This is a genomic window from Parvimonas sp. D9 (assembly GCF_035282565.1).
GTDB classification, from domain to species: domain Bacteria; phylum Bacillota; class Clostridia; order Tissierellales; family Peptoniphilaceae; genus Parvimonas; species Parvimonas micra.
Genome location: NZ_JAYKBM010000001.1, coordinates 369,718 through 383,242, shown reverse-complemented (window position 1 = coordinate 383,242; position 13,525 = coordinate 369,718). Strand labels below are relative to the sequence as shown.

The 13,525-nt window shown below is 25.9% G+C and carries 10 protein-coding genes; all 10 read left to right on the top strand.

The genetic code is table 11. The features are described 5' to 3' along the window. Positions 1-146 precede the first annotated feature (146 nt). Complete coding sequence (locus tag VJI94_RS01885) at positions 147-1,367, top strand: NAD(P)/FAD-dependent oxidoreductase (RefSeq protein ID WP_324008165.1); 1,221 nt, start codon at positions 147-149, stop codon at positions 1,365-1,367. A gap of 2 nt (positions 1,368-1,369) precedes the next feature. Next, entirely contained in the window at positions 1,370-2,026 is a 657-nt protein-coding gene (gene cmk, locus VJI94_RS01880) for a (d)CMP kinase (protein ID WP_041954060.1), read from the top strand. Then, the gene (locus tag VJI94_RS01875; protein WP_269752900.1) at positions 2,019-2,609 is read left to right on the top strand and encodes a lysophospholipid acyltransferase family protein; all 591 of its coding nucleotides are present in this window, start codon (positions 2,019-2,021) and stop codon (positions 2,607-2,609) included. The genes cmk and VJI94_RS01875 overlap by 8 nt, the downstream gene beginning before the upstream one ends. Further along, the gene (locus VJI94_RS01870; protein WP_324008105.1) at positions 2,587-4,611 is read left to right on the top strand and encodes a bifunctional 4-hydroxy-3-methylbut-2-enyl diphosphate reductase/30S ribosomal protein S1; all 2,025 of its coding nucleotides are present in this window, start codon (positions 2,587-2,589) and stop codon (positions 4,609-4,611) included. The genes VJI94_RS01875 and VJI94_RS01870 overlap by 23 nt, the downstream gene beginning before the upstream one ends. 101 nt (positions 4,612-4,712) lie before the next feature. Next, positions 4,713-6,077, top strand: coding sequence for an MATE family efflux transporter (locus VJI94_RS01865; RefSeq protein WP_029949124.1), 1,365 nt, complete (start codon positions 4,713-4,715; stop codon positions 6,075-6,077). A 69-nt stretch (positions 6,078-6,146) separates the two neighbouring features. Continuing rightward, positions 6,147-6,500, top strand: a complete 354-nt coding sequence (locus tag VJI94_RS01860) for an Asp23/Gls24 family envelope stress response protein (protein ID WP_004833253.1) — start codon at positions 6,147-6,149, stop codon at positions 6,498-6,500. Between the two features lie 9 nt (positions 6,501-6,509). Then, on the top strand, positions 6,510-8,132 hold the full coding sequence (locus VJI94_RS01855; protein ID WP_281703626.1) for a DAK2 domain-containing protein: 1,623 nt from the start codon (positions 6,510-6,512) through the stop codon (positions 8,130-8,132). 36 nt (positions 8,133-8,168) lie between these two features. Then, positions 8,169-10,196, top strand: a complete 2,028-nt coding sequence (gene recG, locus VJI94_RS01850) for an ATP-dependent DNA helicase RecG (RefSeq protein ID WP_324008104.1) — start codon at positions 8,169-8,171, stop codon at positions 10,194-10,196. Positions 10,197-10,273: 77 nt separating this feature from the next. Further along, on the top strand, positions 10,274-11,905 hold the full coding sequence (locus VJI94_RS01845; RefSeq protein WP_324008102.1) for an ABC transporter ATP-binding protein: 1,632 nt from the start codon (positions 10,274-10,276) through the stop codon (positions 11,903-11,905). Continuing rightward, positions 11,898-13,352, top strand: coding sequence for an ABC transporter ATP-binding protein (locus VJI94_RS01840; RefSeq protein ID WP_324008100.1), 1,455 nt, complete (start codon positions 11,898-11,900; stop codon positions 13,350-13,352). The genes VJI94_RS01845 and VJI94_RS01840 overlap by 8 nt, the downstream gene beginning before the upstream one ends. Positions 13,353-13,525 lie beyond the last annotated feature (173 nt).

Sequence of the window (13,525 nt, the reverse complement as noted above, 5' to 3'; positions counted from 1 at the left end):
TTACAATAAATAACATGTTTCTACAATTTATTGATATTATATTAAATGTAAAAATTCAAAAATTAAATAACAAAAAAATTTGACTAATTGCAAAAAATATTTTATACTTATATGAGTTAAATTATTAAGTTCAAGGTAGTGATTTTATAAAAATAGCAGTTATTGGTGCAGGTGCATCAGGTATTATGAGTGCAATATTTTCAAAGAATGAAAACAGTGAGGTTTTTTTATTTGATGGAAATGAAAAAATTGGAAAAAAAATTTATATCTCCGGTAAAGGAAGATGTAATATTACCAATTCAAAAGAAATTTACGAATTTTTTGATGAAATAAATAGAAATAGAAATTTTTTATATAGTAGTTTGTATTCTTTTACTAATGAGGATATTTTGAGATTTTTTAACGAGAATGGCCTAAGAACTAAAGTTGAACGTGGTGGAAGAGTTTTTCCGCTTTCTGATAAATCAAGTGATGTTATAAAGGTATTAGAAAAAGCATTAAATGTCAAAGGTGTTAAAATTATTTTAAATACTGAAATTGAGGATGTAAAACTTGTTGGAGAAAAATTTCAACTAATATGTAATAAAGATTATGGACTTTTTGATAAAGTTATATTTGCCACTGGGGGTAAATCATATCCTTTTACAGGTTCTAGGGGAAAGGGACATGAAATTTTAAAGAAGTTGGGTCATACAGTAACAGATTTAAAAGCTGGACTTGTTGGAATTGATGCAAAAGAAAATATTAGGAAATATTCAGGAGTAAGTTTAAAATTTGTAGATTTTAAGATTTATAATGCAAATAAAAAGCTTATACATTCTGAATTTGGAGAAATGCTTTTTACACATACTGGTTTTAGTGGACCAATTGTTTTAAAATCAAGTAAGTATTTTGATAATTCAAAAGATTATATAGTCTCTATTGATTTAAAACCAAAACTTGATCAACATACCTTAGATCTTAGATTATTAAGAGAATTTGATCAAAATAAAAATAAAAATTTAAAAAATGTACTTTTAAATGTATTAATTGGCTCAATGGTTGAACTTGTTTTAGAAAAATCCGAAGTTAATGGTGAAATTCAAGTTAATCAATTAAGTAAAGAAGATAGAAAAAAACTGGTTGAAACAATTAAAAATTTAGAGTTTAATTTTAAGAGCTTAAGACCGCTAAGTGAAGCTATTATTACTATTGGGGGAGTTTCGGTAAAGGAAGTTAATGCTTCTACTATGGAAAGTAAGCTAATAAAAAATTTATATATTGTAGGGGAACTATTAGATGTAGATGCAAATACAGGTGGATATAACTTAACTATTGCATTTTCTACTGGACATTTAGCTGGAGTTTCCTGTATAGAAGGAGAGTAATTATGGATTATATTATAGCAATAGATGGACCTTCAGGAGTTGGAAAAAGCACCATTGCAAAAAAACTTTCTAAAATTTTAAAGATTAATTATATAGATACAGGAGCGATGTACAGAGCGATTGCATTTAAACTAATTTCTAATAATATTCCTTTAGATAACCATAATAAAATAAAAGAAATTCTTGAAAATACTGATTTTACATATAAAGCTAATTGCCTTTATATGGATGGTGTAAAATTAGGAAAGGAAATTAGAACTGATGAGATTTCAAAAGGAGCATCACTAGTTTCAAGTTATGATTATGTTAGAAATCATTTGGTTTCACTTCAAAGAAAAATAGGATTGGAAGGAAGTTGTGTTCTTGATGGGAGAGATGTTGGAACTGTAATTTTTCCAAAGGCAGATTTTAAATTTTATTTAACTGCTTCTTCTAAAGAAAGGGCAAAAAGAAGATTTTTGCAAAGTGAACGAAAAAAAGGTCTTAATTTGGAGCAAGTTAGGGAAAGTATCGAAAAAAGAGATTTTGATGATATGAATAGAGAAGCATCTCCTCTAAAAAAGGCAAAAGATGCAATTGAAATAGATTCTACCGATAAGACTCTTAAGGAAACTATATTAGAGTTTTTATCCTATATTAGAGGAGAAAGTAATGTATAAATTTTTACTTAGGATAGTTTCTGTTCTTATAAAAATAATTTACAGAGTAAGAGTTAATGGAATTGAAAATTTTAAAGATGATGAGCCTATAATAATAAGTGCTAATCATATTCATATATTTGATCCTGTTATTCTTGCAACTTTGACAAAAAAACAAATATTTTTTCTTGCGAAAAAAGAACTTTTTGATAAAAAATTTTCGGCAAAATTCTTTTCAAAACTAGGAGTCATCCCTATAGACAGAGAAAATACTGATTTAAAAGCAATAAAGTCTTGCTTTAGAGTTATAAGATCAGGAAATATGCTTGGAATTTTTCCAGAAGGTACAAGAGTTAAAACGATAGACATTAGTAATATGAAAAAAGGTGTAGCTTTAATTGCTTTGAAAAATAAAGTAAATATATTGCCTATTCATATTGAAGGAACCTATAAAATTTTTTCTAAAATAACTGTTGATATATATCCTATGATAGAAATTAGTGATTTTGAAAATATGGAAGATGCGGAGGCTATTGATAAATTGACAGAAGAATTATTCTATAAAATTTATCAAGGAAAGTATGGAGATTTATATAGCAAATAATGCCGGTTTTTGTTTTGGAGTAAAAAGAGCTGTAAAATTAGCAGAAAAAACTCTAAATGAAAATCAAAATAATGAAAAAGTGTATTCATATGGAGAATTAATTCATAATCCACAAGTCGTTGAGAAATTTAATAAAAACGGACTTAAGGTAATAGATGATTTTGAGAAAGAAGAGCAGGGAACAATTGTTTTACGTTCTCATGGGATACATCCAAATATAAAGAAAAAAATGGTAGAACTTGGACATAGATATATTGATTGTACTTGTCCAGTTTTGTTAAATATATATAAAAAAATTGAAAAAAAAGTTGAAAATGGATATGAGATTATAATCATCGGAGATAAAAACCATCCTGAAATTAAAGCTATGATTGGATATTGTGGTGATAAATTTTGTGTGATAAATACGAAAGAAGAAGCTGAAATAATAAAAAATAAAAAAAATTTATATATTATTTCACAAACAACCAATTTAGTAGAGAAATTTTTTCAATTTTCTGATATAATAAAGGGTAAGAATGAAAATGTTATAATTGAAAATACAATTTGTGATGCAACTTCAAAAAGACAAAATTCTTGCGAAGAAATTTCTAAAAGAGTTGATTGTATGATAGTTATTGGGGGATACAGTAGCTCAAATACAAACAAACTTTATGATGTAGCTAAAAAGCATTGTAAAAACGTATATAGGATTGAAACATTTTTAGATTTGCCATTGAAAGATATGGCAAAATACAAGAAAATAGGATTAACCGCCGGTGCTTCAACTCCGGATTGGTTAATAGAGGAGGTAGTTGAAGGTATGGAAATTTTAAGCAAGGATGAATTTATGGAACAAATAGAAGGGAGTATTAAGAAAATTTATCCAAGAGACGTAGTTAAAGGAACTATAATTTATGTTACCGAAACAGAAGTTATGGTAAACATTGGTTATAGAAGTGATGGGATTATTAAACTTGATGAGTTATCTTCTGACGTTACTAAGAAACCTAAAGATTTATTTCATGAAGGTCAAGAAATTGATGTTTATGTAATTAAACTTGATGATGGAGAAGGTAATGTTGTTTTATCAACTAGAAGAGTTGAATCTCTAAAAGATTGGCAAAATCTTGTTGAAAAATTCAATAACAAAGAGTTGGTAGAAGCTGAAGTGGTAAAAGAAGTTAAAGGAGGCCTATTAGCTACTGTTGATGGTATTAATGCTTTTATTCCGGCAAGTCATATTACAACTAGCTTCGTAAAAGATTTTACGCCATATATTGGTAAGAAATTGGAATGTGCAATAATTAACATTGATGAGAGAAAGAAAAAAATTGTTCTTTCCAGAAGAGAAGTTGAAGAAAAAGAATTGCAAGAAAAGTTGGATTTAGCTTGGAGTAAATTAGCCGTTGGAGATGTGTTAAGAGGTACAGTTAGGAAATTAACTGACTTTGGTGCGTTTGTAAATTTAGGAGATGTTGATGGTTTAATTCATGTTTCAGATATTTCATGGAATAGAATAAAAAAGCCTTCTGATATTTTGTCAGTTGGAGATGAAGTAGAAGTTATTATCTTAAAACTTAACAGAGAAAGAAATAGGATTTCTTTGGGTCTAAAACAATTAACAAAAAAACCGTTTGAATTGTTTTTAGAAAACAATTCAGTTGGAGATGTAGTTACAGGTACTGTAATTAATCTTGTTGATTTTGGTGCGTTTGTTAAATTAAAAGAAAATGTTGAAGGTTTAGTTCATATTTCTCAAATTTCTCATGACCATATTGAAAAAGCTTCAGATGTTTTGAATATTGGAGAAGAAGTGCAAGTAAAGATTATTAACATTGATGAAGAAAATCAAAAAATCTCTTTATCAATCAAAGAACTTCTTGAAAAACCTGTTGAAGGACCTGTTGAAGAAGAAAAAAACGAAGAAGAAGTAGTTATTGAAGAAGAAAAAGAAGAAACAAAATTTGAAAATCAAGAATTGGATAATTCAATTGGTGCATTACTTGATATAGAATTATAAAATTCAAAAATTTTACAAAGCTGTCGAAAAAACGACAGCTTTTTTATGTTTTCATTGAAATAATTTTCGTTAAGGTATATAATTTAACTGGAGTGATTTTTATGAATGTAAAATTTTTTAATAAAAGTTCGGAAGAACGACGAAATATGATTCTGAGTGAAAAAGTTTTAAAGACAATTATTATTTTGACAATACCAATGTTTATGATGGGAATAGTACAAGCATTAATTCCAATTACTGATGGCTTATTTTTAAATAACAAATCCGGTTATGTAATTGCAGGAGCTATTGGTTTTTCTCAATCCGTAATAGGTATTTTAAATGCATTTTCTCAAGGGCTCAGTGTTGCGGCGTCGGCAATAATAGGACAATTATATGGGAAAGGCGATATTGAAAAAACCAAGCATAGTTCGGTTCAAATTTTGGTTTTATCTTTTGGTATAGGACTACTACTTTCGCCTCTCTGTTTAATATTATCTTATATAATATCAAGAGGAGTAAATGAAGAACTTTCAGTACATGTTTTTGAGTATCTTGGACTTTATTCTTTTGTTTTACCTTTTTTATTTATGGCAGCTATTTTTAATTCTATAAAAAATGGGACAGGACATCCTGAAGCACCATTTTTTCGTATGATAATTCTTTTGGTTTTTAAAATAGTTTTTAATACAATATTTTTATCAATTTTAAATTTAGGAGTTTTTGGTGCAGTATCTGCATCTTTTATGTCTTACTTTTTGATTGGTATTTGGATGTACTATGATTTATTTATAAAAAAATCAGATATGCAACTTTCTTTAAAAAATTTTAGATTCGATTTTGAATTTATAAAAAAAACAATGGCTTTGGCAATTCCCAGCATTTTATCATATATCTTAGTTTATATTGGATTCTTTTTAATTAATAAAGAAGTAGTAAAATATGGCTCTATTGCCCTTAATGCTTCTACCATTGCTTCTAATATAAATTCAATTTATTTTGTTTTGCCTACAAGTGTTGGAACAACGGTTACTACAATGATTAGTATGAATATAGGAAATGGGAATTCCAAAAATGCAAAAAAAGTATTTTATTATGGAATTTTGTTTTCTTTGATGATAGTATTTTCGATTATAATCATTTTTACACCTCTAAATCCTTATATTGTTGAGTTATTCCAAAAGAATCCGGAAATTACAACAATAACTAATAAGGCATTGACTATTTATATGTATTCTGTGATAGGATTTGGAATATTTACAGTTGAACAAGGAGTATTTATAGGACTTGGAAGGACTAAAATGCCTTTGCTTACAGGAATAATGAGAGTTTGGTTACTTAGATATATTTTTATAATTTTTACTGAAAAGTATTTGGGAGTATATTCAATTTTCTGGGGAAATTTATTTTCAAATTGTATGGCTGCATTTATATTTTTCTTTTTTGTTATGAAAGTGAAATGGGAATCAGCGATTAAAGATTTATAAAATCTTGATTTTTTTTCTAAAATTTGATATAGTAATCTATATAATTATGTATAAATTAGGAGGTATTTTATGGAATTTAATAATGAATTAGGTAAAGTTTCTATTAACCCCGTTGTGATTAAAACAATCGTAGCTAATGTATTAAGAGAAAGTTATGGAGTTAGCGGATTGGCTAATGTTTCTCCTAAAGATGGAATTTACCAACTTTTAGGTTGGGATAATTCCGGTAAAGGTGTTCATGTCGTGCTTAAAGAAAATAATATTTTTATAGATTTACATATTGTTATTCAATACGGAATAAAGATATCAACAGTCTGTGAAAATATAATAGAAAATGTAAAATATAATGTTGAAAACTTGACAGGATTAACTGTAAAAAAAGTTAATGTTAATGTTCATGGTATTAAATTAGAAGGTAATTAGGAGGAGTTTATGATAAATAGTGAACAATTGCAAATGGCATTTGTAAGAGCTCGTAATTATCTTGAATCTAATAAAGAGATAGTTAATAGCTTAAATGTATTTCCGGTTCCTGATGGAGATACAGGTACAAATATGTCTTTGACTATTAAATCAGCAATAAAGAATTTAGAAAATTCAAAAATTAATACTTGTGCAGATGTTACTAAAGCTATTAGCGATGGGGCATTGATGGGCGCAAGAGGAAACTCAGGAGTAATCTTATCTCAAATTTTAAGGGGTTTCTATTTAGGAAGTAAAGAAAGTGTAACACTTGATGTTGAAACTATTAAGGAATGTTTTGTAAATGCTTATAAGGTCGCTTATAAATCAGTTATAAAACCTACTGAAGGAACAATTTTAACAGTTATAAGAGAAATGGGAGAATTTGCAGAAGCTAATTACACTTATTATAATGATGAAATAGAATTTTGTAAAGAAATTTTAAAGGAAGGTTTTAGAAGTTTGGAAAAAACTCCTGAAATCCTACCTATTTTAAAAGAAGCAGATGTTGTCGATGCAGGTGGTCGAGGATTGATGTATCTGCTTGAAGGTGCATTAGGAGATGAAGTTGTTGAAATTAAAAACAATTACGAATTTAATAGACCTGCAAGAATTGAACATTTGGCTGCACAACAAGATGAAGATATAAAATTTGGATATTGTACTGAATTTATGATTACAAGTGATTCAGAAGAATATGGAGTGTTGAGAGACAAACTTGCAAGTATTGGAGATTCTTTAATTGTAGTTAAAGGTGATAATATTATAAAAGTTCATGTTCATACCAATCATCCAGGACAAGCAATTGAATGGGCATTAGAATTTGGACCTTTACATGATTTAAAAATTGATAATATGAGAAGACAACATAATCATTTACATCATACTGACAAAGAAGTTGAGGATGCTAAGCATTCTGAAGAAGTAAAAGAACATAAAAAATATGGCTTTATTTCTATTTCAACAGGAGATGGTATTGATGAAATCTTTAAGAGTATGGGTGTAGATGAAATTATTACTGGGGGACAAACAATGAATCCTTCAACTGAAGATATACTAAATGCAGTTGAAAAGATTAATGCTGATGATATTTTTGTTTTCCCTAATAATAGTAATATTATACTTGTTTCAGAACAGGCAGCAAAAATTTCGAAGAAGAGACTTCATGTTATAAAAACAAAACAAATACCACAAGCATTTAGCTCATTATTTAATTTTGACGAATCCTTATCAGTTGATGAAAATATTGAACTTATGACTGAAGCTATTTCCAATATTAAAGTTGGTCAAATAACTTATGCCCTAAGAGATACTGAAATTGAAGGAGTAAAAATCAAAAAAGATGATTTTATGGGTTTAAATGAAGGTAAAATCACAGTATCCAAAAAGAAAATAGAAGATACATTTGAAGCACTTATTGATCAACTTATTGATGGAGATTCATCTATAATAAGTATTTACTATGGAGAAGATGTAAAAGAAAAAGATGCTGAAAAATTAGCAAAATTAATTGAGAAAAAATATGAAGATGTTGAAGTTGAATTAGTATATGGTGGTCAACCATTATATTACTATTTGATTTCAGTTGAGTAGAAAAAGTCCGAAAGGACTTTTTTTGTAAGGATAATTATGGAATTAAAAGATATTAAAGGAATTGGAGAAAAGAAAATTGCTCTTTTAAATAAACTTGGAATTTTTACAGTTAATAATTTATTAGAGTATTTTCCATATTCTTATATTGATACAACAAAATTTAAAAAAATTTCTGAAATAACTGAAGAAGGAAGTTATTCATATAGATTAAAAATTATTTCTTTAATGGAAAATAGAAAGAAAAGAAATATTAGAGTTACAAAATTTTTAGCAATGGATGAAGAAATGAATTATTGCACAATTGTATATTTTAATAATATCTTTATTTCAAAAAATTTAAAAATTAACAATGTATATGAAATGTACGGAAGAGCAAAACTGCTTGGAAAAAATGTTGAAATTCAGTCTCCTACAATGCAAAATAAAGCTAATATTATTGGAAGCATAATTCCACAATATCATTTGTGTAAAGGAATTTCTAATCTAGACATAGTTAAGATTATTCAAAATTTATTAAAAAAGAATTCATATTTTGAAGAAAAAATACCTAGTAATATTCTAAATGAATTAAACTTAGAAAGCTATGACAATGCAATTAGAAACATACATTTTCCAAAAGATAACGAAGGTTTTATTAGAGCAAAAAGAAGACTTGTTTTTGATGAGATTTTTTATTTTCAACTCTCTATGAAAAAAATAAAGAGAAATAATGAGGATGCTATTAAATTTGAGATAAAAGATGAAACATTTGATTTTATAAAATCCTTGAGTTTTAAATTGACAAATTCACAAAATAAAGTATTAGATGATATTTTTAGAGATATGACTAGCGATAAGCAAATGAATAGATTAGTTCAAGGAGATGTAGGTTGTGGAAAAACAATTATATCTTTTGTTGCTATGTTTAATGTTATAAAAAATGGATTTCAATCAGTTCTAATGACTCCAACTGAAATTTTAGCTAGACAGCATTATGATAATGCTAAAAATCTTTTTTTAGATTATAATATAAAAGTTGAGTTATTAGTTGGAAGTTTAAAAGAATCCGAAAAGAAAGCTATTAGAGAAAAGATAGAAAATGGAGAAATTGATATTGTAATTGGAACACATGCGGTTTTTCAAGAAAAAGTTGTTTACAAAAATTTGGGATTTGTTATTACAGATGAACAACATAGATTTGGAGTTAAACAAAGACTTTTACTTTCTAAAAAATCTAAAAATCCGGATATATTAGTAATGAGTGCAACTCCTATACCTAGGACTGTCGGTCTTGTTATGTTCTGTGATTTGGATATTTCTACTATTGACGAATTGCCTAGCGGTAGAGGAAAGGTGAATACTTATTTTGTAGATGAAAATTATGAAGAAAGATATATGAATTTTATAAAAAAATATATATCAGAAGGACGTCAAGCATATATTGTTTGTCCACTTGTCGATGAAAGTGATACATTGGAATTACAGTCAGTTATAAATTTATATGAACGTTTAAAAGAAAGATATTTTCAAGACATTGAAATTGAGTTTATACATGGGAAGATAAAACCCGTTGACAAAGATAGGATAATGAAAAATTTTGAAAACGGAAAAATAAAAGTTCTAGTTGCAACTACTGTAATAGAAGTTGGAATTAATGTTCCTAATTCAAATATAATGGTAATTTACAATGCGGAAAGATTTGGTCTTAGTCAATTACATCAACTAAGAGGAAGAATAGGAAGAGGAAATTATGAAAGTTTTTGCATTTTAGTTAGTAATAATAAAAGTACAAATGTAAAAAAGAGAATGGATATAATGTGTTCATCAAATGATGGATTTTATATTTCAGAACAAGATTTTTTACTAAGAGGATATGGTGATATACTTGGATATCGTCAATCAGGAGAAGCCAGATTTAAAATTTTAAATATTCAAAAAGATTATGAGCTTTTAAAATCTGCTATAAAATATGTTGATAAGATTTTGATGGATGATTTTAATTTTGAAAAAGAAGAAAATCAAGTTTTAAAAAGAAATGTTGACGAGTTTATCCAAAATCTTAGTAATAACATTATTATGAATTAGGTTTTAAAGATATCTTATTGTGTAATCAAATTTGCAATTAGTATTAAACAATCTTATTGCTGATAGAGGGGGATTTTTTGGTTAGAAAATTTTATAAAATTATTAATTTTAATTATTTTACTCATATAGTAATTTTTGCCGTTTGTATATTAACTTCTGTTTTTCAACTTCTTGTTTATACTTATACTAAAAAAATAGTTGATAAATTTATTGAGTTAAATGGTATTTATTATTATGGTGTTAAAATATTTGTGTGTATATTATTTGCTTTTTTAGTAATGAGTACCTTAAAAAAATTTTTGTTTTCAGTTATTGCTATAAAGCTAGAATATAAAATTTTGAGTAAATATATTTTAAATATAAAAAATTTAAAAGAAGAAGAATTAAACAATTCCATTGTTATCATGGATAGAATTTCAAAATTTACAGATTTTCTAGATAATAATTTAAACAGTCTTATTTATACACCTTTTTCATTTATATTTACTTTTTTAGGAATTTTCTTGATTGATAGAATGACTGCAATAATAATTATCCCAGTTGTGGTAACTACCGTGTTTATCGGTTTTTTGTTGACAGATAAACTGATATATTCTTCACAAAAATATTATAAAGAAAATAGTCATTGCATAAATTTTCAAAAAGAAATGTTAGAAAAAATTGAAAATATAAAAATTAATAGTCTTGAAAATTATGTTGATAGTTTACATAGAAAAAAACAAGAAAAATTATTAAAATCTAAAAATTATCTCACATTTAGAGAACAAATTTCCTATATTCCTGCACTATTAAACGAATATTTACCGACTATTATATTAATTTTTATAGCAATTTTAAGAGTAAAATATTCTCCTATGAGCTATGGTCAGTTTTTTGCATTACTTAGTATGGTTGTTGGGATATCATTACCTTTTACGAAATTTTTAAGAACAATCACTAATTTGAAATCAATAAGTGTTTTGTTGGATGACATTGTAAAAATAATAGATTTAAAAGATTGTCATATCATTAAGAATAATTTTAAAAGTTCAAACTTTACTAATGATACAGTAATTAATGTTAAAAATTTGGATTTTAATTATGGAGATAAAATTATTTTTAGGGATGTAAATTTTAGTGTAAAGAATGGTGAAAAAATTTCTATAATTGGTGAAACTGGCTCAGGAAAGTCTACTTTGATAAAAATTATTTTAGGATTATATGACTTAAATGAAAAAACAAAAATAAATATTTTTGGATTTGATGTTAATAATGAAAAAAGAGAAATTTGGGAAAATATTGGATATGTTGATAATAATACATATTTATTTGATGGGAGTATAAATTATAATATTACTTTAAAAAATGATTTAACCAATTCTGAATTAACAAATTTAGAAAATATAGCTTTAATGCTTGGTATAAACTATTTATTAGATAAAGATTTGAGTATAAAGCAATTTGGAACAAATTTATCTGGAGGAGAAAAATTGAAAATTTGTATAGCCAGAGCATTATTTAGAAATCCAAGTCTTTTGATTTTAGATGATCCTACATCTGCACTTGATGATTACAGCGAGGGCTTATTTTGTGATTTGTTAAAAAACATTAATGTTACAACTATATTGGTTACACATAGAAAAAAACTTATGGATATGAGTGATAGATTACTTAGAATTTCAGATAATAAAGTTTTTGAAATAAATAAGGAGAGTGAAATTCATGTTTAAAAAAATTAATTTAGTAAAAAATAGTTTTAATTTACTATCTGGAATTTCATTCCTATTCAATTCTTTTCAAAGTGTTTTTGCTGATTTTCTTTTTGGAATATTATATTTTTTAATTTTTGAAAAATTGTATTATAGTAAAATAGATTATCCATTTTTAGTGTTATTGACATTTCTAGTGTTTTTATATTTTGTGTTTTTAATTCCTTTTTGGGGCTATCATATGGAAAAAGGTGTTAATGTTTATCAGAAAAATTTAACTGATTTAGTTTTTACAACAATTCTTAATAGAAATAGTGATGTACATTCATCTGAGAACATTACTTTAATTCAACATGATGTAATAAATGATTCTAAGATATTAGGTTGGGATCTTGTAGTGCTTTTTCAGGCTATTTTATCAGGTATTATATCAACTATTGTGATTTTTAATGCTTCATATAAAATGCTACTATTACTTTACATTCTAGGTTTAATTGCAATAATATCAAATTTATTTTTTATAAAAATTATAAAAAAATTATATTTATGTATAAGAAAAAATATTGAGCTTAAAATAAAATATGTGTCTGAGTATGTAAATAATTTAATAATAGTAAATATTTACGGATTAAATGAGTCAATGGAAAGTGATATTTTAAAAGTATTGGGGGAAGTATATAAACAAAAATTAAGAATTAAAATTTATGAAACGATAACTTTTTTTATAGACAATATGGTATATAAAATTGGATTCAAATTAGTCATAATTATTTATGGAATGTATCTTGTTTCGATAGGAAGTATAAATTTTGGATATCTATTACTATGTTTTTCTATGGTTGAAGGAATAATTTTCTTTTTAAGTTATACAGGTGAATATATATCTGTTATACAAAAATTATTTATAAGTATTTCAAAAGTTAATACTTTTTTATATTCTAAAAGAAATTCTGAAAAATCAAAATTTGTTTTAAAGCCTATATCTAAGGTAGAATTTAGGGATGTATTTTTTAAATTTTTTGATAGTAAAGAGTATTTAATAGATGGATTAAACTTAGAATTTGATTTTTCAAATAACTATATAATTTGTGGTAAAAATGGTATTGGCAAAAGTACAATATTTAAATTGATATTTGGTATTTTAAAACCTGATAAAGGGAGCATTAACTTTAAATATTGCAAATTAGAGAATAGTAGAAATCCTGTTTATGTTTCTCAAGAACCTTTGATTTTTTCGGGTACTGTAAGAGAAAATATATTACTAGATAAAAAAGATGTTAGTGACGATAAAATATATGAGGCTTTACAAACGGTTTGTTTAGATAATTGGATAGATTCTTTGGATGATGGACTTGACTTTTATATTGATGAAAAGGTAAGTGTTTTATCTAAAGGAGAAAAAATGAGATTAACAATAGCTAGGGCATTAATAACAAACCCTCAAATACTTTTTTTTAGACGAACCTGATGCAAATTTAGATGTTGAAACAATAAAATTAATTATAAATAATATAAAGAAATTATATAAATGTAAATTTATGATTATTTCACATTTAACAAAGTATAATATTTATGATGAAGATTTTAAAATAATAGAGTTGTAAAAAAGAAATGTTGACGAGTTTATCCAAAATCTAAGTG

Coding starts and splice junctions, on each gene's coding strand:
- VJI94_RS01865 (WP_029949124.1), top strand. CDS start 4,713: ATGAATGTAAAATTTTTTAATAAAAGTTCGGAAGAACGACGAAATATG.
- VJI94_RS01870 (WP_324008105.1), top strand. CDS start 2,587: ATGGAGATTTATATAGCAAATAATGCCGGTTTTTGTTTTGGAGTAAAA.
- VJI94_RS01875 (WP_269752900.1), top strand. CDS start 2,019: ATGTATAAATTTTTACTTAGGATAGTTTCTGTTCTTATAAAAATAATT.
- cmk (WP_041954060.1), top strand. CDS start 1,370: ATGGATTATATTATAGCAATAGATGGACCTTCAGGAGTTGGAAAAAGC.
- recG (WP_324008104.1), top strand. CDS start 8,169: ATGGAATTAAAAGATATTAAAGGAATTGGAGAAAAGAAAATTGCTCTT.
- VJI94_RS01840 (WP_324008100.1), top strand. CDS start 11,898: ATGTTTAAAAAAATTAATTTAGTAAAAAATAGTTTTAATTTACTATCT.
- VJI94_RS01860 (WP_004833253.1), top strand. CDS start 6,147: ATGGAATTTAATAATGAATTAGGTAAAGTTTCTATTAACCCCGTTGTG.
- VJI94_RS01855 (WP_281703626.1), top strand. CDS start 6,510: ATGATAAATAGTGAACAATTGCAAATGGCATTTGTAAGAGCTCGTAAT.